This window comes from Bacillus sp. FSL M7-1020 (assembly GCF_038050415.1).
In the GTDB taxonomy this organism is placed as follows: Bacteria; Bacillota; Bacilli; order Bacillales; family Bacillaceae_G; genus Bacillus_A; species Bacillus_A toyonensis.
In genome coordinates this window covers 2,463,288-2,482,450 of record NZ_JBBOTW010000001.1, presented here as the reverse complement: position 1 = coordinate 2,482,450, position 19,163 = coordinate 2,463,288, and the positions used below count along the sequence as shown (strand labels likewise).

Annotated in this window: 26 protein-coding genes; 20 read left to right on the top strand and 6 right to left on the bottom strand. The window is 33.2% G+C overall.

Annotation, left to right across the window (positions count from 1 at the left end; all coding sequences use genetic code 11):
• Nucleotides 1-44 precede the first annotated feature (44 nt).
• Both MHB70_RS12610 and MHB70_RS12605 read left to right on the top strand, forming a co-directional pair.
• Nucleotides 45-494: a DUF6884 domain-containing protein gene (locus MHB70_RS12610; RefSeq protein ID WP_000824892.1), complete on the top strand. Its 450-nt coding sequence runs from the start codon at nt 45-47 to the stop codon at nt 492-494.
• Between the two features lie 308 nt (nt 495-802).
• Complete coding sequence (locus tag MHB70_RS12605; RefSeq protein WP_033658376.1) at nt 803-1,006, top strand: hypothetical protein; 204 nt, start codon at nt 803-805, stop codon at nt 1,004-1,006.
• Here MHB70_RS12605 and MHB70_RS12600 read toward each other — a convergent pair.
• The 4 genes from MHB70_RS12600 to MHB70_RS12585 form a co-directional block, all read right to left on the bottom strand.
• The gene (locus MHB70_RS12600; protein ID WP_000877597.1) at nt 986-1,438 is read right to left on the bottom strand and encodes a hypothetical protein; all 453 of its coding nucleotides are present in this window, start codon (nt 1,436-1,438) and stop codon (nt 986-988) included. The two genes, MHB70_RS12605 and MHB70_RS12600, sit on opposite strands and share 21 nt — an antisense overlap.
• Before the next feature lie 137 nt (nt 1,439-1,575).
• The gene (locus tag MHB70_RS12595; protein ID WP_061529400.1) at nt 1,576-1,932 is read right to left on the bottom strand and encodes a hypothetical protein; all 357 of its coding nucleotides are present in this window, start codon (nt 1,930-1,932) and stop codon (nt 1,576-1,578) included.
• Nucleotides 1,933-2,218: 286 nt separating this feature from the next.
• Entirely contained in the window at nt 2,219-2,842 is a 624-nt protein-coding gene (locus MHB70_RS12590; RefSeq protein WP_000287721.1) for a hypothetical protein, read from the bottom strand.
• A 684-nt stretch (nt 2,843-3,526) separates the two neighbouring features.
• Nucleotides 3,527-3,682 (bottom strand): hypothetical protein, encoded by a 156-nt coding sequence (locus MHB70_RS12585; RefSeq protein WP_000682737.1) that lies wholly within the window; start codon nt 3,680-3,682, stop codon nt 3,527-3,529.
• Nucleotides 3,683-3,956: 274 nt separating this feature from the next.
• Between MHB70_RS12585 and recQ the strand changes: the two genes are divergently transcribed.
• From recQ to MHB70_RS12570, 3 genes are all read left to right on the top strand, one after another.
• Nucleotides 3,957-6,074, top strand: coding sequence for a DNA helicase RecQ (gene recQ / locus MHB70_RS12580; RefSeq protein WP_000494300.1), 2,118 nt, complete (start codon nt 3,957-3,959; stop codon nt 6,072-6,074).
• Between the two features lie 25 nt (nt 6,075-6,099).
• Nucleotides 6,100-6,480 (top strand): gamma-glutamylcyclotransferase family protein, encoded by a 381-nt coding sequence (locus MHB70_RS12575; protein ID WP_000274911.1) that lies wholly within the window; start codon nt 6,100-6,102, stop codon nt 6,478-6,480.
• A 264-nt stretch (nt 6,481-6,744) separates the two neighbouring features.
• A complete protein-coding gene (locus MHB70_RS12570) occupies nt 6,745-8,820 on the top strand; it encodes a HelD family protein (protein ID WP_061529401.1) in 2,076 nt (691 codons plus the stop codon).
• Between the two features lie 132 nt (nt 8,821-8,952).
• On the opposite strand, the gene MHB70_RS12565 is transcribed toward MHB70_RS12570, so the two are convergent.
• Nucleotides 8,953-9,090 carry a hypothetical protein gene (locus tag MHB70_RS12565; RefSeq protein ID WP_000882914.1) on the bottom strand — a complete coding sequence of 46 codons (138 nt, stop codon included), beginning with the start codon at nt 9,088-9,090 and terminating at the stop codon, nt 8,953-8,955.
• 30 nt (nt 9,091-9,120) lie between these two features.
• Complete coding sequence (locus tag MHB70_RS12560; protein ID WP_000358553.1) at nt 9,121-9,369, bottom strand: hypothetical protein; 249 nt, start codon at nt 9,367-9,369, stop codon at nt 9,121-9,123.
• 82 nt (nt 9,370-9,451) lie between these two features.
• Here MHB70_RS12560 and MHB70_RS12555 point away from each other — a divergent pair, with 82 nt between their 5' ends.
• From MHB70_RS12555 to MHB70_RS12485, 15 genes are all read left to right on the top strand, one after another.
• On the top strand, nt 9,452-9,784 hold the full coding sequence (locus tag MHB70_RS12555; RefSeq protein WP_000629053.1) for a DUF952 domain-containing protein: 333 nt from the start codon (nt 9,452-9,454) through the stop codon (nt 9,782-9,784).
• A 168-nt stretch (nt 9,785-9,952) separates the two neighbouring features.
• Nucleotides 9,953-10,300, top strand: coding sequence for a PadR family transcriptional regulator (locus tag MHB70_RS12550; RefSeq protein ID WP_000380297.1), 348 nt, complete (start codon nt 9,953-9,955; stop codon nt 10,298-10,300).
• Entirely contained in the window at nt 10,287-11,294 is a 1,008-nt protein-coding gene (locus MHB70_RS12545; RefSeq protein WP_000052360.1) for an HAAS signaling domain-containing protein, read from the top strand. Before MHB70_RS12550 ends, MHB70_RS12545 begins: the two co-directional genes overlap by 14 nt.
• A 74-nt stretch (nt 11,295-11,368) precedes the next feature.
• On the top strand, nt 11,369-11,881 hold the full coding sequence (locus tag MHB70_RS12540) for a GNAT family N-acetyltransferase (RefSeq protein WP_000617533.1): 513 nt from the start codon (nt 11,369-11,371) through the stop codon (nt 11,879-11,881).
• A gap of 156 nt (nt 11,882-12,037) precedes the next feature.
• Complete coding sequence (locus MHB70_RS12535) at nt 12,038-12,814, top strand: serine hydrolase (RefSeq protein ID WP_000450777.1); 777 nt, start codon at nt 12,038-12,040, stop codon at nt 12,812-12,814.
• Nucleotides 12,811-13,182: a hypothetical protein gene (locus MHB70_RS12530; RefSeq protein ID WP_000828014.1), complete on the top strand. Its 372-nt coding sequence runs from the start codon at nt 12,811-12,813 to the stop codon at nt 13,180-13,182. Before MHB70_RS12535 ends, MHB70_RS12530 begins: the two co-directional genes overlap by 4 nt.
• 34 nt (nt 13,183-13,216) lie before the next feature.
• The gene (locus MHB70_RS12525; protein ID WP_000680421.1) at nt 13,217-13,633 is read left to right on the top strand and encodes a GNAT family N-acetyltransferase; all 417 of its coding nucleotides are present in this window, start codon (nt 13,217-13,219) and stop codon (nt 13,631-13,633) included.
• Nucleotides 13,634-13,668: 35 nt separating this feature from the next.
• Nucleotides 13,669-14,073 (top strand): GNAT family N-acetyltransferase, encoded by a 405-nt coding sequence (locus MHB70_RS12520; protein WP_061529402.1) that lies wholly within the window; start codon nt 13,669-13,671, stop codon nt 14,071-14,073.
• A 15-nt stretch (nt 14,074-14,088) separates the two neighbouring features.
• Nucleotides 14,089-14,442 carry an MmcQ/YjbR family DNA-binding protein gene (locus tag MHB70_RS12515; protein WP_000994632.1) on the top strand — a complete coding sequence of 118 codons (354 nt, stop codon included), beginning with the start codon at nt 14,089-14,091 and terminating at the stop codon, nt 14,440-14,442.
• A 21-nt stretch (nt 14,443-14,463) separates the two neighbouring features.
• Nucleotides 14,464-15,171, top strand: coding sequence for a class I SAM-dependent methyltransferase (locus MHB70_RS12510; protein WP_000650683.1), 708 nt, complete (start codon nt 14,464-14,466; stop codon nt 15,169-15,171).
• A 65-nt stretch (nt 15,172-15,236) separates the two neighbouring features.
• The gene (locus tag MHB70_RS12505) at nt 15,237-15,623 is read left to right on the top strand and encodes a ribosomal maturation YjgA family protein (RefSeq protein WP_001022590.1); all 387 of its coding nucleotides are present in this window, start codon (nt 15,237-15,239) and stop codon (nt 15,621-15,623) included.
• 26 nt (nt 15,624-15,649) lie between these two features.
• Complete coding sequence (locus tag MHB70_RS12500; RefSeq protein ID WP_000389476.1) at nt 15,650-16,573, top strand: phosphotransferase enzyme family protein; 924 nt, start codon at nt 15,650-15,652, stop codon at nt 16,571-16,573.
• Between the two features lie 2 nt (nt 16,574-16,575).
• The gene (locus MHB70_RS12495; RefSeq protein WP_002106312.1) at nt 16,576-17,085 is read left to right on the top strand and encodes a DNA topology modulation protein; all 510 of its coding nucleotides are present in this window, start codon (nt 16,576-16,578) and stop codon (nt 17,083-17,085) included.
• Between the two features lie 36 nt (nt 17,086-17,121).
• Nucleotides 17,122-17,817 (top strand): formylglycine-generating enzyme family protein, encoded by a 696-nt coding sequence (locus MHB70_RS12490; RefSeq protein WP_001091311.1) that lies wholly within the window; start codon nt 17,122-17,124, stop codon nt 17,815-17,817.
• A 74-nt stretch (nt 17,818-17,891) separates the two neighbouring features.
• On the top strand, nt 17,892-19,088 hold the full coding sequence (locus tag MHB70_RS12485; RefSeq protein ID WP_000101094.1) for a macrolide family glycosyltransferase: 1,197 nt from the start codon (nt 17,892-17,894) through the stop codon (nt 19,086-19,088).
• The last annotated feature ends 75 nt before the right edge of the window (nt 19,089-19,163 follow it).

Sequence of the window (19,163 nt, the reverse complement as noted above, 5' to 3'; positions counted from 1 at the left end):
AATAATTGATTTAACATAAGGAAGAAAAGAGGTAAAAAATATAGATGAAAAGATTATGTATAATCCCATGTGGAAAGAAGAAAATCTGGGATAAGTATGTAGATTATGGACCTACTGAGGCGAAGAATGTATATATTAGTCCTTTCGGGAAAGCATGTCAGGCGTACGCAACTGAGTTTTTTGATGATTGGGTTATTTTATCAGCAAAGCATGGATTTTTAAAGCCGAATGATATTGTACAAGAAAACTATGATCTTGCATTTGATTCGAAGAGTGATGAAGTTATTAGTATAGAGCAACTACAAAAACAGATGATTGATAAAGGTTTAATACAGTTTGACGAAATTGTTTTGCTTGCGGGAAAGAAGCATAAAAAAGTAGTCACAAAGTTATATCCAGAAGAAATCATTACATATCCGTTAGAAGGATGTAAAGGGATCGGGTATATGCTGCAGAGGTTGAAAGGAGCTGTGGCGGAGGTAAAGGAACTATAGTAGTGGTGTTTCATATTTAGTTAACGTAGTAGTTACCTATTATTATGAACGAGAAGTAAGAAAATATACATGAATGTAAAGCCCAAGCATTGGGCTTTTTTATTTGCAATATTTCCTACGAATATTTAATAGAAAATTTTTAAGAAAGTGTAATACTTAAAAAACTATTGTTTAAAAGTAGAAAATAGACTAGTAAACAAGCCTTTTTCTACTTTTAAACATAGAATATTATGAATTCTATTGAGGAGGAAGCATATTCATGGGGAATCATTGTCATTGTGGACGTTCATTTTGGGATGATTTAATGTTTGGAAGATGTAGATGTAAACGCAGGGACTGTGACGAATGTTGCTGCAAAGAGAAACCGAAATGTGATTGTGACGAGTGTCGTTGCAAGGAAAAGCCGAAGTGTGATTGCGAAAAATGCCATTGTAAACAGGAAGGGTATTAATAATAAAAGAGTACTTTACGTACTCTTTTATTTTATGAGTTTATATTCCATCTTGAACTAATTTTTTTTCAATTTCCCATGTATCTCGCTTTTTAATTTTTATAGCTACATTAGTTCCGCCAGATTCTTTATAAAAAATATAGCCATTGTTTGCGTTTACGTATGTTATTGGTTCACTTATGCAATCTCGTGAACAAGATGTATTAACGAGCTCAAGTAAGGATAGTTCGCTCGGGTCGGTTTTACTTTCAGCTATAACGGCATCAATGTTTGTTTTACGATAACCTTGTAAATTCACATGGAAAATCTGTTCAATTTCTCCTGTAATGCTAGTATTCATTACTTCTACTGAATTCTTTTTTTCTTGAAGAAATCCATTTTCATAAAGTAATTTTGTATATCCAAGCCAGGCGATTAAAACTAGCATGATAAACATACTAGACATTTTTAGTGTTCGAAGTCTTTTACTAACAATTGTTTCTGAGTATTTCATTCAGTCTAATCCTCCAATGTTTTTAATTTAAAGTATGCCTGGATACATACATTTAGAAGAGGATAGAAGGCAACAAGTTGTTGATTCAAAAAAGAAAACATCAGAAGTTAGATGTTTTCTTTTTTGAATGATTATTGTTATCTGTTCGTTACTTGTTTCATAAGCGGTCTTATTTCTTTAACAGGTGGTTTTTTATCATAGGCATCAACGTAAGAAAAGTAATAATTTAAATTTCTAAGAAGTCCTTTTCCTATTTTAGCGCTTAAAAAGGGGAATACTTGTCCAGTATAATCATCGAGAGATTTACAGTAGTATTTTTCATCTAAATATATACTGTATTTACAAGTGAGTTCTACTAATGAGTTACCTTCATCATCAATTACCTCTTTAGAATTAATAATGTCTATTAATGCAAATTTTTCATTCAAATACACTTTCTTCTTTTTCTCGTGTTTATTTGTGAGTATAAATACGAGACCAATGGCGTTAATCAAACTATTTCCTCCTATAAAAAACGGATATAAATAAAATATATCGATATACGTTAAATGTAAAGAGGAGAGGCGAAATAACATTGAGAGAAAGCTAAATAAGCCGATTTTTTTTTGAAATCGGCTTATGCTTATTTTTATCCCGCATTGACGAGAAGTAAGAATCACACCTTGAAATTCAGCTTAAGTAGAGAAGTTAGGCGGGAGATAAAATGCTCGTGAAACCCTGATTGGTCTGGGTTAGTAATCGGTGGGGATGTACAAACCCATCACTGGTTAACGTCTCAGTTTATTGAAATACTTGCGGGAATTGTTTTACGATTGCGTTTGTTATCATGTCGGCCATTTCTAATGCTTCTTTTTCAATTTTATCGTAAAGTTTTATTCCTGCTTCATAATCTTTATTTAGGAAGGCAAGCGCTTCTGCTTTCGTTAGTGCTAAATGTTCATAAAACATTTTTCTAAATTCCTCTTTATCTATATATGGATTGATACTGTGAAGAAATTCAGTAATTTCATCACCATTAGCGTACCATTTCTTCTCTATAGCGGCAGCTGCATTTTGATCACCAGCTTTTGCGGCTTTCACAAGATCGGCTGCAATTACTAAATGATCTTTAATTAATGCACTATATTTCTTTACTGCATCCTCGCCATAGAAGGGCTCAAGTGATAGTCCCATATGTGTTGCGTTTTGTAGAAGCCGTCCAACAGTAACGTTAACATCGGGTAAATTAAAGACAATACTTATAATAGCCAATCTCGTCCAAGCGACGTGTTGTTCCCATAAAGAACGCATATATCCTTTTAAAAAATTCTCGTTTTTACTTATTCGGTAGTTACGTACGGATAAATCATAGTTTACATAAGGGTTATGATAGGGGGAGTAATACGATTGCCAATAAGAATACATAAAAAGTAACACTCCTTTGAACATGTATAACTCAAAGTATGATAAAGATTTATTTTTAGTTACGTGTCCTAGATAATTTTCAGGTAATTTGAAATGGAGAAATTCGATAAATGATGTTGTGATATATATAAATAAATTGAATATAAAGTAAAAGAGGCTCTGCAAGGGAAGTTGCAGAGCCTCTAAAGGGTATTGCCGAGATGTCGGACTCGACTACGTAATATTATCATAAAATTCTTTTAAAAAAACCTGGTAAATGTGTCCAAATAAAAATGGAACTTTAATAAAGTCAAAGGGACCTGCTTCCCGCGGCAGGCCCCATTAACTAGATAATGTAGATGAGCAAAAACTCATCTGGATTACTTTTATAGTAACAAGTAAAATGCGTTTTGTGTATTGAGAAAAAAGAATTGCATAATTACATGTGAACAATTTATATTTTACTTTTTATGATTATCATGAATTGTTGGGATTTAAATCTGGTTATAAAATGGAGAAAAGACTTGGAAGTGAAATTGAAGTGCACAGAAATATGTAATCATGAAAAAGACCTGCTATTATGAGCAGGTCAACTTAAGGGGTTTATCCAACAGATTATTATATATGATAGCAACTGAATTGTAGTAAGTCTATACGTTTCATATTGAGAAAACTTCTGTGGATGATCTATTTTTTGCGCATATATTAACGTCTAAAAAGTTGAGAAAGAAAATCAAAAAAATTTCTATAAGAAAATAATGGCTGGTACTTATAATATGATTCATATTTCCACGCATCATTATTAGAGAATTGGAGTTGTTTTGTTTTTGCTTTGATGGAACTCATATTACGATGCTTCATATAATAACCTCCTGCATTTATATGTATACGATTAGTAGTATTCAAGAAAGGGCAATAAAATGAATATTTAAATTGAAATGCTTTCTTCATGTGTAATGGATGTATGTTTTAAATGTTGTGAAACATACAAAACACCGATGCTAATTAATATTAAATACGAGGTGAAATATAGAATAATGAAAAAATAATAAGCACTTATTCATCGCTTTCAAGTCGCATAAGTGATGATATAATAGAAGTAGATGAAAGATAAAGAAAAGCAGGTGAATCTTTTTTGTTTACAAAAGCACAAGAACTTTTAGCGTCTTATTTCGGTTATTCGTCATTCCGAAGAGGGCAAGATGAAACAATTAAAAATGTATTAGAGGGGAAAGATACAGTTTGCATTATGCCTACGGGCGGAGGTAAGTCAATTTGTTATCAAATTCCCGCATTAGTATTCGAAGGAACGACGTTAGTAATATCACCTTTGATTTCACTTATGAAAGACCAAGTAGATACACTAATACAAAACGGTATATCCGCTACGTATATTAATAGTTCTATTTCAATGACAGAAGCTAATCATAGAATTCAATTAGCGAAACAAGGGCATTATAAGTTACTTTATGTCGCTCCTGAGCGTCTTGATTCAATGGAGTTTGTTGATCAACTTATCGATATGAAAATCCCGATGATTGCGATTGATGAGGCGCACTGTATTTCGCAGTGGGGACATGATTTCCGTCCAAGTTATTTACATATACATCGTATACTAGATTATCTCCCAGAAAAACCGCTCGTATTAGCGTTAACAGCGACAGCAACTCCGCAAGTACGTGATGATATTTGCAAAACGCTTGAAATTAATCAAGAAAATACAATTATGACAACTTTTGAGCGTGAGAACTTATCATTTTCTGTCATTAAAGGACAGGATCGTAATGCTTATTTAGCGGATTATATTCGTCAAAATCAAAAGGAATCAGGGATTATATATGCAGCTACTAGAAAAGTAGTTGATCAGTTGTATGAAGATTTAATGAAAGCGGAAGTTTCGGTATCAAAATATCACGCTGGTATGAGTGATCATGATCGAAATGAGCAACAAGAACTCTTTTTACGAGATGAAGTAAGTGTAATGATAGCGACATCTGCATTCGGAATGGGTATTGATAAATCGAATATTCGTTACGTTATTCATTATCAGCTGCCAAAAAATATGGAAAGTTACTATCAAGAAGCAGGACGTGCTGGTCGTGACGGATTAGATAGTGAATGTATTTTGTTATATTCTTCTCAAGATGTGCAAGTACAACGCTTTTTAATTGATCAATCAACAGGAGAATCACGTTTTTCGAATGAACTTGAAAAATTGCAAAATATGACTGATTACTGTCATACAGAACAATGTTTACAATCATTCATTTTGCAATACTTTGGAGAAGAACCGAAAGAAGATTGTGGACGCTGCGGTAATTGTACGGATGACCGTGAGAGCATCGATGTGACGAGAGAATCACAAATGGTTTTATCCTGTATGATTAGAACGAACCAACGATTTGGAAAACAAATGATTGCACAAGTATTAACTGGATCGAAAAATAAGAAAGTTATTGAATTTAATTTTCATACTTTACCAACGTATGGCCTTTTATCAAACCGTAGTGTAAAAGAAGTGAGTGACTTTATAGAGTTTTTAATTTCAGATGAGTTAATTGTAGTTGAACATGGTACGTATCCGACATTAAAAGTAACGGGAAAAGGGAAAGAAGTATTACTTGGTAATGAGAATGTTCTACGAAAAGAACGAGTAGAGACGAGACAAATCGTCCAAGATCATCCTTTATTTGAAGTGTTGCGTGAAGTACGTAAAGAAATCGCACAAGGAGAAGGTGTACCTCCGTTCGTTATTTTCTCTGACCAAACATTAAAAGATATGTGTGCCAAAATGCCGCGAAATGATTCCGAACTGTTAACAGTAAAAGGTATTGGAGAACACAAACTTGTGAAGTATGGCTCGCACTTCTTACAAGCAGTTCAGCATTTTATTGATGAAAATCCAAACTATGTAGAAACAATTAAGACAGAAGTTGTTTCTGAGCGTAAAAAATCAGGAAAAGCTTCAGTGAATTCTCATTTGGAAACGTATGAAATGTATAAACAAGGAATTGACCTAAATGAGATTGCAAAAGAACGTGATCTATCAAGACAAACAATTGAAAACCATTTAATTCGCTCTTTTGAGGATGGGATGGAAGTAGATTGGCAAAGTTTTGTACCAAAAGAGTATGAATCTCTTATAGAAACTGCTGTACAAAATGCAGAAGGTGGTTTGAAATCTATTAAAGAACAGCTTCCAAATGAAGTGAGTTACTTTATGATCCGTGCTTATTTACAAATAAGAAAGTAGAGACATATAAAGGGGATAGGGATTTATGTATCATGTTTTCGTTTATGGCACGTTAAGAAGAGGGCAAACGAATGCTCATTATATGCAAGGTGCAACATGCATCGCAGACGGAGCATGGACGTATGGGGAATTATTTGATACAAACGAAGGATATCCGGCCATGATTTGTTCTAATGAAGTAAAGGTATATGGGGAAGTTTATGAAGTAAATGATGATGTTTTGCATAAGTTAGATGAACTAGAAGAATATACAGGTAATGCAGAGACTGATTTATATGACCGAATAACGCAAACAGTGTATGTTGCTGATACGGAAATACATGCGTATGTGTATATTGCTCAGGATAAAAAGATGTTAAAGAAAGTGATTGATTCTGGGGATTGGCTTTTATATCAAAAAGTATAATAAAAGTAACTATATAAAATTGGAAAGCAGATAATGAAATATTTCATTATCTGCTTTTTATTGTTTCTTTTAATTGAACTTCTCAAATTAATAAAGAATGTTTTAAATATGTTATATCGAATTAAAGCAAAGCAGAGTAGGGATTAATGGTTACTCTTTTATATTTTAGAAAATTCTCACTAGAACTATTGACTTTGCGAATGGATTTTTAATACAATTGTATTTCGACTGAAAAATTAGAACGGACAGGAGGGAATCGTCGAAATGAGCAACATATTTGAAGATGAGTTACAAAAAATGAGGGATACTTTACATACGATGGATGATCAATTAGAACAGCTTGAAAAAATCCCGGTTTATTATGGAGAAGATTTTAAAGAGCAAATTCTTGAAAGCATGAGGGAGTCAAATAGACAGAACTTACGTATCGGTGTGGAAGAGCCGTATTTTGGAAGACTAGACTTTCAAGAGGATGGAAAAGAACAAGTTATGCCGATTTATATCGGTAAAGTAGGTGTTTCAGATAAGGACACGATGAAACCAATTGTTATCGATTGGCGAGCGCCTGTCGCAAGTATGTTTTATTCATTTACCGGTGGAGAAGAACTAGCGTTTTATCAATCACCAGATGGGTTAGTTGAAGGTGATGTGTATTTAAAACGAAACATTTCCATTCGTAAAAGAGAACTTGAACGTGTTGTTGATACATATGTGAAAGGAAATGAAGATGTATCGCATGCCGATGATTTTCTTCTATATCGATTAGGTGAGAATAAAGATAATAAACTAAAGGATATTGTTTCAACGATTCAATCGGAACAAAATGATATTATTCGAGCGGAAAGAAATTTACCATTACTTATTCAAGGGGTTGCAGGGAGCGGAAAGACAACAATCGCTTTACATCGCCTTGCTTTTTTAATTTATGAATACCGTGAACAGTTAGAGGCAGAAAGAATGATTGTATTTGCTCCGAACAGCTTGTTTTTAGATTATATTTCGAGTGTACTGCCTGAATTAGGGGTAGGGAATATTAGTCAAACAACGTTTCCAGATTGGGCATTGCGTACGTTAGATGATTCAGTGAAACTAAAGCAAACAGAAGAGAAATTGAAAGAAGCATTTTCAATTAATCGTGATGAAAGTAAGGTAATGCTCGGTAAATTAAAGGGTACACTGGAATTTAAGGCGTTTATTGAAGAGAGAATGATTCAATTTGAAAATGACTTAGTTCCGACAAAGGATTTTGAGGCGTGGGATAAAGCGATTATTCCAGTAGAAGACATTAAAAAATGGATGCAAGTTGAATATAAACAGTATCCACTAAAGAAAAGAAGAGAACGTTTAGTAGGCCGCATGAAGCGCTGGATTGAAATTGAACTTAAAAAGTTTGGGGAAACGAACGAGAAAAAATTGCTCAAAAAAGAAGCGACTAAGAGATTGAACACATATCTGAAGTTTTGGCCAAAAATGAGTGCTCTTTCACTGTATAGTTCAATATTGAAAAGTAAAGAAATACTCGAAGTTTTACCTGAAGAACTTGTTAAAGAAACAGAAAAGAGTTGTCGTAAAAAAGAAGTGTATGTAGAAGATTTACCTGCCTTAATTTACATCCATCATCGCATAACAGGTATTGAAATCGGTCAGAAGTTTCATCATGTCGTTATTGATGAAGCGCAAGATTTTTCGCCATTTCAAGTGTATGTATTAAAAGAAATTACACTAGGTAATTCTTTCACTATATTAGGTGATTTATCGCAAGCGATTTATGATTACCAAGGAATTGAAGATTGGAACGCATTTAAGGAAGTATTCCAAGAAACAGGTTATTTTGAATTGACTAGAAGTTATCGTTCTACAAAAGAAATTATTGAATTCGCAAATGAAATAATTAAAAATGCAGAAATACCAGTGGGGCTCGCAACACCAGTTTTCCGTAGCGGTGAAGACGTAAAAGTAATCCATGCAGAAGATCAATTCACTGAAGTTTTGAAGACAATAAAGCATTTGCAAAATGCAGATGTAAAAACAATTGCAGTAATAGGTAGAACAGATGATGAATGCCACGATATGTATGAGAAATTAACGAATGCAGGATTGACGGTAAATGTCATTGAAGCAAATCAAAGTAAATATGAAGGTGGTATTTCAGTAGTACCTGTATATTTAGCGAAAGGTTTAGAATTTGACGCTGTAATTCTAATGGATGTTGATGAAGAACATTATAAAAATACAAAGCATGATGCGAAGTTAATGTATGTCGCATGTACGAGATCACTGCATGATTTATGGATTTTCCATAGCGGTGAAGCGTCGCCTTTAATTAAAGGATTAAAATAAATGTAAAAAGAGGATTTTCTAGTAGGGTATGAAAATCCTCTTTTTTATATTTAAAAGCTAGATGAATTAACGACCTGAGCGGTTATTTAAATAATATAATAAAGTAAAAAAAGTGCAATGGAGTTATATGCATTAATATGTGCGTTTAAGTATAAATCTTGGTGATGGAAGTGTTTCTTGTTCTGCTTCAAAATACGCAACTTGATTTGTAATTGAGTATAGAATAGAAGGCATTCCCATTCCAACAGCAGCCTCTAATGCGTCCAGCAAAGGGAGTGTTTTTCCATCGATTTTTGTGTCCTATGATATGGCGTAACAAGAATCAACAGCCCCATGTTTTTTTAACAGATCTCCTATATCAATTGGACAAGAATTAGGCTTAGGAATTTCAATCATATATTCTTCACGTAACGTAGTTCTGTAATTATGGCAAAGTCGACCGATCGCATCTTTACGTTTTTTTGAAGAAGAAAGCTCAAATAGTACTCTATTTTGAAGGCGCTTAGTAAAAAATGATTTTACAATGATCTCTTCTAATTTTTTATCCATTAAGATTCTCCAATCAACTAATCATTTGTTGGAAATTTTAGTGTTATTATATCATTACATATATTAAAAAAGGGGAAAAGCTATGATTACAAAAGTAATAACAAAAAGAAAATGGGAAATCGCAAAAACAACTGGAGAAATTCATGAAGAGTCACTTATAAAAGAGGGGTTTATTCATTGTTCATTATTTGAACAAGCTTTAAAGGTTGCAGAAAAACATTTCTTTCATGAAGAAGAGGTTTTATTACTTACAATAAATCCATCCTTGTTAAAAGCAGAAATAAAATATGAACTTGCTTCAAATGGTCAAGAATACCCGCATGTATATGGAGTAATCAATGTTGAGTCGATTGTAGGGGTTATCCCATTTCCTAAAGAAAAAGGAGAGTTTATATTACCAGAGGTACAAAGTTAAGCGTGTTATAAATATATAAGTTAGCTAGAAAAGCACAAATCGTATAGTTTGTGCTTTTTTTATCCGTTTTTTGGTAAATGATAATTGTTTTTGTCACACGAATACTGTACGATACATAGTATAAAACACATACTGTATGACATATAGTAATAAAAATGAGGTGGGTGAATGGATACTTTATTAAATTCATTAATTACTGAGTTAAGAAGAGGGACATTGACATTAGCGGTTTTAAGTCAATTAAGAACGCCGCAGTATGGATATTCACTTGTCCAATTATTGGAGCAATCAGGGATTACAATTGATCAAAGTACTTTATATCCACTACTTCGTCGATTAGAAAAGCAGAAACTAGTTACGAGTAGTTGGGATAAAACGGAGAGTAGACCTCGTAAGTATTATGTTTTAAGTGAATATGGACTAGAGATATTTTTACAATTGAAAAAGGAGTGGATAAAGGATTCGAAAGAACTTTATAACCTATTAAAGGAGGAGGACGAGAATGAGTTTGATTGATATGTACGTCCAAGAAGTGGCGAAGAGATTACCTGAAAAAAATCGTGAAGATATTACGCTTGAGCTACGGTCGACAATAGAGGATATGTTACCAGACGATTATAATGAAGATGATGTGAAGAGCGTTCTCGAAAAATTGGGAAGTCCGGTTTCATTGGCTAATGGGTATTTGGATAGACCGATGCATTTAATTGGACCACGTTATTTTGATGTATATACGACGTTATTAAAAATGATTATACCAATTGCAGCTGTTATCGCACTCATTGCAATGGTTGCAGAAAATTTTATAGGCTATACTGGTAATCAAGTAGTATTAGATGTTATTTTAAAATTGATAGGTAAAGGCATTGGGGAAATTGTTGAAGTAGGCCTCCATGTGTTTTTCTGGTTGACACTTGTATTTGCTGTTTTAGAAAGAACTGATAAAGAAAAGGATCCACACCCATTAACAACAAGTTTAAAAAAATGGACGCCAGATGATTTGAAAAATATCTCGTATATCCCGAAGAAAAAGGCAATCTCAAAGTTTGAAGTTTTTGGAGGTTTAATGTGGACAGCAATATGGGCTACCCTTTACTTTTATGCAAACCATCTTGTAGGCGTATATAATGGTACGGAAAACGGACTGAAGTTTATCGCGCCAACGTTTAATCAAGATGTTTTACTTCAATATTGGCCGATTATTTTGGTTATGATCGTTTTTGAAGTAGCTATATCTCTTTATAAGTTAGTACAAGGACAATGGACGAAAAGATTGGCAATCGGAAATGGTATTCTTCAAGTAGTCGGAACGATAGTATTCATTGTAATTGTAGTAAATCCACATATATTTAACGAAGGATTTATTACGTATTTGGCAAATGTGTTTACTATTTCCCCAGAAGGATTTAAAACGTGGTTAGTTGGCGGTGGAATTATCATTTATACGTTGTCCGCTGCGATTAATATATTTGATGGTTTCCGAAAAGCAAGTATTCGTATGTGGAAATAAAACAGAAATTTCGGTAAAATAAAATTATTAAAAAGATAGCGAAAGAAGATTAACATTAGGAAAGGAAGAAAACGATGATCAGGGAAGCAACGAAAAGAGATGTAGCATATATTTTAGACATTTATAACGATGCGATACTTTATACAACAGCTGTATATGCATATAAACCTGTAACCCTTGAAAATAGAATAGATTGGTATGAACAAAAAAAGGCTGATGGCTATCCAATTTTCGTATACGAACTAGATAATAAAGTAGTAGGATTTGCGACATTCGGCTCATTTAGAGCGTGGCCTGCTTACAAATATTCAATTGAACATTCTGTGTATGTTGATAAGGAATATAGAAAAAATGGAATTGGCTCCTCTTTGATGGAAAAATTAATCGCAACCGCAAAAGAAAGAGAATATATGACCTTAATTGCTGGAATCGATGCGGAAAACGAGAAAAGTATAGCCTTGCATCAAAATTATGGATTTGTTCATGCCGGAACAATACAAAAAGCTGGTTATAAGTTTAATAGATGGCTAGATTTAGCCTTTTATCAATTGGAGCTTAACGGGCCTGAAAATCCTATAGAAGATTAGAAGTTTTTCGTGAAAATGAATGTTTTAGGTAGCAAGGAGTAATTCATGCTACCTTTTTCTAATTGTCATTACAAATATAACCTGTCAAAAAAGGTTTTTTATATTCCATATTGAATTATTAGAAGGTGATATAACGATGCGAAAAGAGGAATGGAAATGGAAACTGTCATTCAAAAAATGAAAGAGATACAAGTTGGTCATGTAGGAGTAGCTATTTATTCTACAAAAAACGAATGTATAATTATTTCATATAATAGTGAATTATATATTCCATTAGCATCGGCAGCAAAAGTAGTAATTGGATTTGTAGCAGCACAAATGGTGAAGGAAAATAAACGTAATTGGAATGATATACTTCATCACATTAAATTTCATCCACATGAAGATAGTGCACAGTTATATCCGCATCTACAAGGAAGAAGTACTTTAACACTTAGTAAAGCAGTAGAAGTGATGATAGCTTGTCACGACAGTTATATTGCTCACTCGGTTGTAAAGCACTGCGGTGGATGGGATGCTGTGAAAATAAATGCTCAAACGTATTTTTCAAAAATTTATATACAAGAGAATGCTAGAGATGAGAAAAATGTTGGAGAATTAAATCAAGTTCTTTCGCTTTTAGTACATATTTTTCAAGGCTATAAAGTAGAACCAGCAGTATGGGAACCAATTATCAATGGAATGGTAAGACAACAAGGGGATTATGAAAGTATACCGTATTTTCATTTAGCTCATATGACAGGTGGATTGCCCACAGCTACAATAAATATTGGTATAATGGGAATGTTTAACGAATTCCCGTTTCTTTATGTAATTGGGGGAAAAGATTTACCCGAGCGAGTTCATAATATAGAGGTTGATGAAACTATTGCAACAGCTTTGAAATACATTTACAAAGCATATAGTGAAAGCATGCTAGGAGTGAGCGATTGAAACGAAACTTAAAGACTTCAACAATTATTATTTTAATTGTAACGATTATTGCTCTTGAAGTTGGAATCGCACTATATGATCACAATTTGTCATTAGATACCATTTACTTTGCAGCGATTCTTATTTGTATTGTATTGCTTTTTGGTACACGTGTTTCTGAAGAGAAAGAACGTACATCGAAACAGAGACGAAGAAAAACGGCTCTAATATTTTGGCCATCTATAATAATGTTAATTATTAGTTTTGCAGTTATAAGTTATGTACGAACAGGCTATGTCTCTGTACCTGGGATAATTGGTTTTTCGTGTTTTGTTACATATGGTGGATTTGTATTCATTAGTATTTTAAAAAGGCGGAATAAAAATTAGATGTAATTTACTAAGTTGAAAGGAAGAAATATATATGAAACACATAGAGAATGGTACTCGTAATGAAGGAGAATACATTAGAAATAAAGTCATTCAATATAATATGTCCATCTTAACAGATGAAGTAAAGCAGCCGATGGAACAAGTAAGCCTTGTAGTGAAAGATGAGGAAGGAAAAATCTTTGGCGGCGTAACAGGAACGATGTATTTTTATCATCTTCATATCGATTTTTTATGGGTTGATGAATCCGTTCGTCATGATGGTTATGGAAGTCAACTGATACATAAAATCGAAGACATTGCGAAGGAAAAAGGATGTAGACTCATATTACTAGATTCATTTAGTTTCCAAGCACCGGAATTTTATAAAAAGCACGGCTACCGAGAATATGGTGTCGTTGAAGATCATCCGAAAGGGTATAGTCAACACTTTTTAGAAAAGAGATTATAATAATATTATGTATACTAGTTGATGGGAGAAAGAATATGTACACGTATAAATTACAACATGAACGACCAATTTGTGCAGAGAAAATAAAGAAGCTTTACGACTCTGTCGGTTGGTGGCCAGAAAGAAAAGAAATCGATATTGAAAAAATGTTAAAGAATAGCATAGCAATTGGGGTATGGAAAGAAAATGAGTTAATTGGGTTTGCTAGAGTCGTTTCAGATGGTGTTTTTCGAGCGTACATAGAAGATGTTGTCGTACATGAAAGTGTAAGAAATAAAGGCATTGGAGAGAATATGCTTACAATGTTACTGGAAGAGATATCTCATATTGATATTGTTAGTCTATTTTGCGGAGAGAAACTCATAAAGTTTTATGGGGAACAGCAATTTAAAACGACGAAGCAAATTGTGATGCATCGTAATCAAATAGTGAAAAAATAAGAGGTGCCATTTAAAATGAATGCAACGAGAGCATATTGTTTATCAAAAAGAAAAGCGACAGAGGATTCTCCAAATGGCTGGAGTGCAACATGTATGAGACTCAATAATAAAATATTTGCGATAGTGAACCATGAAGAAGGTGAAAAAGCTGCGATTACATTAAAATGTGATCCTGAGCTCGCTTTACGAATAAGAGAAGATTATCCAGACACAATAATTCCAGGGTATCATATGAATAAGAAACATTGGAATACAGTGTATATACATAAGGGAGTAGAACAGGAGCAAATTAATAAAATGATCGATTGGTCGTATGAGTTAGTACTACAATCATTTTCAAAGAAAAAGCAGCAAGAGTTAATGGATTAATATGTATTAGGGGTGGATATAATGAAAGACGCAGTCAAAGATACGTATGATAAATTAGCGAGTACATATAAAGAAAATATAGATTTGGCAAATCCATATAATAGTTATTATGAAAGACCTGCGATGATGGAGATTATTCCAAGGGAACTAGAAGGGAAGAGAATACTAGATGCTGGATGTGCCGCTGGATGGTATACTTCTCAATTCGTAGGAAGAGGGGCTAACGTTACAGCAATTGACATAAGTCCTGAAATGGTAAAAGCCGTAAAAGAAAGTATGGGAGAAAAAGCAACGTTCCTTTGTCACGATTTGCAAGAAACATTGCCATTTGAAAATAATACGTATGATATCATTGTAAGTTCGTTAACTCTTCATTACTTAGAAAATTGGACGCAAGTATTTCAAGAGTTTCAGCGCGTATTGAAGCCGGGTGGAGAACTTATATATTCCGTTCATCATCCTTTTATGGATTTCACAAAGTTTACATGTGAAGATTATTTTGAAAAACAATTATTAGTAGATACTTGGGTTAAACCAAATATTACAATAGAAGTTAGTTTTTTTAGGAGGTCGCTCCAAGACATAATCAATGAAACAACAAACTATTTTGTATTAGAAAAAATAGTGGAACCGAAGCCGATTGAAAAGATGAGAGAAGTAGACAGAAAATCATATCATTATTTAAGTACAAATCCACATTTTCTTATTATGAAAGCAAGTAATAAATAGCTAGTAAAATGATTGTATTTTACTAGCTATTTGCAGTTTTACATGATGAATTAGGAGCTTTTGAAATGAATATAAAACGAAATCAATTACTATATGTAATGTTTACTATAGTCGTTATTATGTTAGGTCTTAGTTCTAGAAAATTTGCTTTTGCGTTACCTCATTTATTAAATGATTACTTAGGTGATGCTTTATGGGCATTAATGATTTTCGTTGGATTCGGATTTTTGTTTCCTAAAATAGAAACGAAGAAATTAGCTTTTATAAGTTTAATATTTTGCTACGGGATTGAAATTAGCCAATTGTACCATGCACCTTGGATTGATAATATTCGTGCAACGACTATAGGGGGACTCGTTTTAGGTTACGGATTTTTGTGGAGTGATGTAGTTGCTTATACAATTGGTGTTGGGATAGGAATGCTTTGTGAATTTATGTTACGGAAGAAATAAGTGAATTTTAAAAGGGGTATTTGTATATGGAGGATATATTAGAAATTGCAAAGTTTTGGTTTGAAGATGAAGATATCACAACTATTGAAGTTCAACCAAACGTAACGAAGATTTACTGTAATAATAAAGCGTATATTTTAAAGGAAAAGGGATCGATAAAACATTTTCTAGTTGAACTAAATGTATTAGAACAGCTTGATGAAAAAGGAGTTAAAGTACAAAAACTAGTAAAAATGAGAAATGATGAAAGGTACGTATTTTATAAAGAGAAGTATTATTGTTTGTACGAATATATTGGTGGAAGTGTACTAGAAATAAAAGATACAGAAAAGCTAAAAGAGCTAGGAAGTACAATTGGAGAGAAGATAGCTAATTTACATCAAGCACTATATTCAATGAATAGTGCTAACGAGTTAATAAAAAGAGAATTGTATAAAGTGGTATACAAATGGGCCTTACCAATTTTAGAAAAGAATGCATCTGTCCATCGGAATGTCGTTCGAAAAATGGATCAAATACGTACAGTTTTGAAAGAAACGGTTCACCCACTACCAAAACAAATTATTCATCGTGATATGCACTTATCGAATGTGATTTTTCATGACAATGAATTTCAAGGATTTATAGATTTTGAACTTTTAGAAAGCAATGTAAGAGTATTCGATTTATGCTACTGCTGTACAAGTATATTAAGTGAGCTATTTAGTGATGAAACAGGAAGAGGGAAATGGTTACATATTGTCAGCAAAATCTTTGAAGGATATTATAAACAAAGCATTTTAACGAGAGAAGAACTACAATCTATTTGGTATGTCATGCTTTCTATTCAAGTTATCTTTATTACTTATTTTGTTCAGTTACCAAATTTATTAAAGTTGAATGAAGAGATGTTCTTCTGGATTTTTGCAAATAAGGAAGATATTGAAGAATCTATAGTAAGGACCGTATGAATATGAAAAAAATCATATTAATTGGTTCTGGTGGTTCAGGAAAATCTACATTAGCAAAGCAGTTAGGAAATAAACTAAATATTAAGGTGCATCATCTTGATGCATTGTTTTGGAAAGCGAACTGGGAAGGTGTTCCTCGAGAAGAACAAAGAAAAGTTCAAAAAAACTTAATTAAAGAAGAAGAGTGGATTATTGATGGGAATTATGGCGGGACGATGGATTTAAGACTGAATGCAGCGGATACAATTATCTTTCTTGATATTCATAGAACGATTTGTGTTTATCGTGCTTTTAAAAGAATTGTACAATATCGAAATAAAACAAGACCGGATATGGGTGCCGGATGTGAAGAAAGACTAGATTTACAATTCTTTAAATGGATATGGGAGTATCCGAATAAGAAAAAACCTGCCATTTTAAAAAGACTAGATCAATTAAGTAAAGGAAAAGAAGTGATTATTTTAAAATCTCCAAATGAAGTGAAACGGTTTTTGAAGAAGTACGATAAGTAGTTAGATTTTAAAAAGAAGTAATATGGGGGGATACTATTGAATACATTCATTCGCTCGATTGATTCTAATATGATGGAAATTCCAGCAGGAGAGGTAGTATTAAGAGATGATCGAATAAAAAAAGAATGGCAAGTTCAAATAAAACCATTCCTTCTTGCAAAGTATGCTGTAACAATGGAAATATATAATGCCATTACAAATCCTACATTAAATAATGATAAAGATAGTAATAAACCAATTGTAAATATTTCATGGAATGATACAATTGCTTTTTGTAATTTACTTTCTAAACAAGCGGGATTAACAGCGTATTATTCTATTAGTGATGATGGAAAAAAGGTTAGTTGTAATATAGAATCTGACGGCTACCGATTGCCATATGAGGCAGAGTGGCAATACGCATGTAAAGCAGGTACGACGGGATATACATATGGGGAACTTCAGAAAATAGCGTGGTATAATGAAAATTCAATTGGACAAATTCATGACGTCGGTAAAAAAGAGCCGAATGCATGGGGACTTTATGATATGTTAGGAAACGTTTGGGAATGGTGCTATGATTTGTATGATGAAAAAGTGTACGGATCGTACCGAATTTTTCGTGGTGGTAGTTGGGCTGAAGCAGCTAGAGGTTGCGGTGCGACTTGTCGCCGTCGTAGCCATCCTACATTTCATATAGACGATCTCGGTTTTAGGCTTGCTAGGTCAATTGAGCAGGAAAATGATACATAAAATACCGTGAAGAGTATGGAAAATATCCATACTCTTTACAACATAGAAATTTTAAAATGTAAGGAGTATTTTGAATGGCACGTATTTTATTCATTAACGCTGGATCAGAAGGACATATAAATCCAACATTACAAGTTGTAGAAGAACTGATTTCTCGCGGTGAAGAGGTCGTTTATTTTTCAATAGAGGCTTTCAGGGAGCGTATTGAGAAGACAGGTGCTACTGTACGAACAATAGATGATCAAAAATTTATACAAGCATTTCTTTCCGGTGGTCGAAATTATTTACAGGAAAGAATAAACGGCCTTCTACATACAGCAGATATTGTAATACCTAGTGTTTTAGAGCAAATTGAAGGAGAATATTTTGATTACATGATCCACGATTCTATGTTTGGTTGTGGTCATTTAATTGCCCAAATTCTTAATCTTCCGGCCATAAATTCCTGTACATCTTTTGCGCAGGATGAAAAATCATTTAAACAAATGTTAGACCATCTCTCTAAAAATATCCCAGTGGAAGTGCAGAATAGAATATATAATGATTTTCAAAACTTAACTAGAGAAATTGCAGGGAAATATGGTGTTGAAATAAATTCACCGTATGAAGTTTTCTGTAATCCAGCACCGCTTACTATTGTGTATACGATTAAGGAGTTCCAACCTTTTGGTAATACGTTTAATGAAACATTTAAATTTGTAGGTCCATCTATTTCTGCACAAGGGGAAAATGAAGATTTTGATTATACTTCAATTGAAGAACAAAGCCTGATTTACATTTCACTAGGTACTGTTTTTAATGAAGCAATTAATTTTTATAAACTTTGTATGAAGGCATTCGAAAATAGTAAACATACAATTGTTATGTCTATTGGTAGTAAAACGAAAATAAGTGATTTAGGTGATATTCCTAAAAACTTCATTGTGAAAAACTATGTACCGCAAACTGAACTACTTACATATACAAAATTATTTATTACACATGGCGGGATGAACAGTACGCATGAAGGACTATATAACGGAGTTCCACTCGTTGTAATTCCGCAAAATGCAGATCAGCCAGTAATCGCAAAGCGAGTAGAGAGTCTCGGAGCAGGAGTTAAATTGCAAATGCAAGGATTAACTGCGGATAAACTTAGTAAAAGTGTAGAAATAGTATTAAGTAATCCATCATATAAAGAAGCTGCTTTGAATTTGAAGGAGTCTCTCCGAAAATCAGGTGGGTATACGCAAGCAGTTGATGAAGTTTTTAAATTTACTGGCCGGTATTAAAACTATATATGTGAAAGGGTGTCTATATTAAATGATGTAGACACTTTTATGTTATATGAAGCGAGGAATTAATTA

What these genes read in the sequence shown, in the direction of transcription:
- MHB70_RS12610 (WP_000824892.1), top strand. Translation starts at nt 45, where the DNA reads ATGAAAAGATTATGTATAATCCCATGTGGAAAGAAGAAAATCTGGGAT.
- MHB70_RS12600 (WP_000877597.1), bottom strand. Translation starts at nt 1,438, where the DNA reads ATGAAATACTCAGAAACAATTGTTAGTAAAAGACTTCGAACACTAAAA.
- MHB70_RS12590 (WP_000287721.1), bottom strand. Translation starts at nt 2,842, where the DNA reads ATGTATTCTTATTGGCAATCGTATTACTCCCCCTATCATAACCCTTAT.
- MHB70_RS12585 (WP_000682737.1), bottom strand. Translation starts at nt 3,682, where the DNA reads ATGAAGCATCGTAATATGAGTTCCATCAAAGCAAAAACAAAACAACTC.
- MHB70_RS12575 (WP_000274911.1), top strand. Translation starts at nt 6,100, where the DNA reads ATGTATCATGTTTTCGTTTATGGCACGTTAAGAAGAGGGCAAACGAAT.
- MHB70_RS12570 (WP_061529401.1), top strand. Translation starts at nt 6,745, where the DNA reads ATGAGCAACATATTTGAAGATGAGTTACAAAAAATGAGGGATACTTTA.
- MHB70_RS12560 (WP_000358553.1), bottom strand. Translation starts at nt 9,369, where the DNA reads ATGGATAAAAAATTAGAAGAGATCATTGTAAAATCATTTTTTACTAAG.
- MHB70_RS12555 (WP_000629053.1), top strand. Translation starts at nt 9,452, where the DNA reads ATGATTACAAAAGTAATAACAAAAAGAAAATGGGAAATCGCAAAAACA.
- MHB70_RS12550 (WP_000380297.1), top strand. Translation starts at nt 9,953, where the DNA reads ATGGATACTTTATTAAATTCATTAATTACTGAGTTAAGAAGAGGGACA.
- MHB70_RS12545 (WP_000052360.1), top strand. Translation starts at nt 10,287, where the DNA reads ATGAGTTTGATTGATATGTACGTCCAAGAAGTGGCGAAGAGATTACCT.
- MHB70_RS12540 (WP_000617533.1), top strand. Translation starts at nt 11,369, where the DNA reads ATGATCAGGGAAGCAACGAAAAGAGATGTAGCATATATTTTAGACATT.
- MHB70_RS12535 (WP_000450777.1), top strand. Translation starts at nt 12,038, where the DNA reads ATGGAAACTGTCATTCAAAAAATGAAAGAGATACAAGTTGGTCATGTA.
- MHB70_RS12525 (WP_000680421.1), top strand. Translation starts at nt 13,217, where the DNA reads ATGAAACACATAGAGAATGGTACTCGTAATGAAGGAGAATACATTAGA.
- MHB70_RS12520 (WP_061529402.1), top strand. Translation starts at nt 13,669, where the DNA reads ATGTACACGTATAAATTACAACATGAACGACCAATTTGTGCAGAGAAA.
- MHB70_RS12515 (WP_000994632.1), top strand. Translation starts at nt 14,089, where the DNA reads ATGAATGCAACGAGAGCATATTGTTTATCAAAAAGAAAAGCGACAGAG.
- MHB70_RS12510 (WP_000650683.1), top strand. Translation starts at nt 14,464, where the DNA reads ATGAAAGACGCAGTCAAAGATACGTATGATAAATTAGCGAGTACATAT.
- MHB70_RS12505 (WP_001022590.1), top strand. Translation starts at nt 15,237, where the DNA reads ATGAATATAAAACGAAATCAATTACTATATGTAATGTTTACTATAGTC.
- MHB70_RS12500 (WP_000389476.1), top strand. Translation starts at nt 15,650, where the DNA reads ATGGAGGATATATTAGAAATTGCAAAGTTTTGGTTTGAAGATGAAGAT.
- MHB70_RS12495 (WP_002106312.1), top strand. Translation starts at nt 16,576, where the DNA reads ATGAAAAAAATCATATTAATTGGTTCTGGTGGTTCAGGAAAATCTACA.
- MHB70_RS12485 (WP_000101094.1), top strand. Translation starts at nt 17,892, where the DNA reads ATGGCACGTATTTTATTCATTAACGCTGGATCAGAAGGACATATAAAT.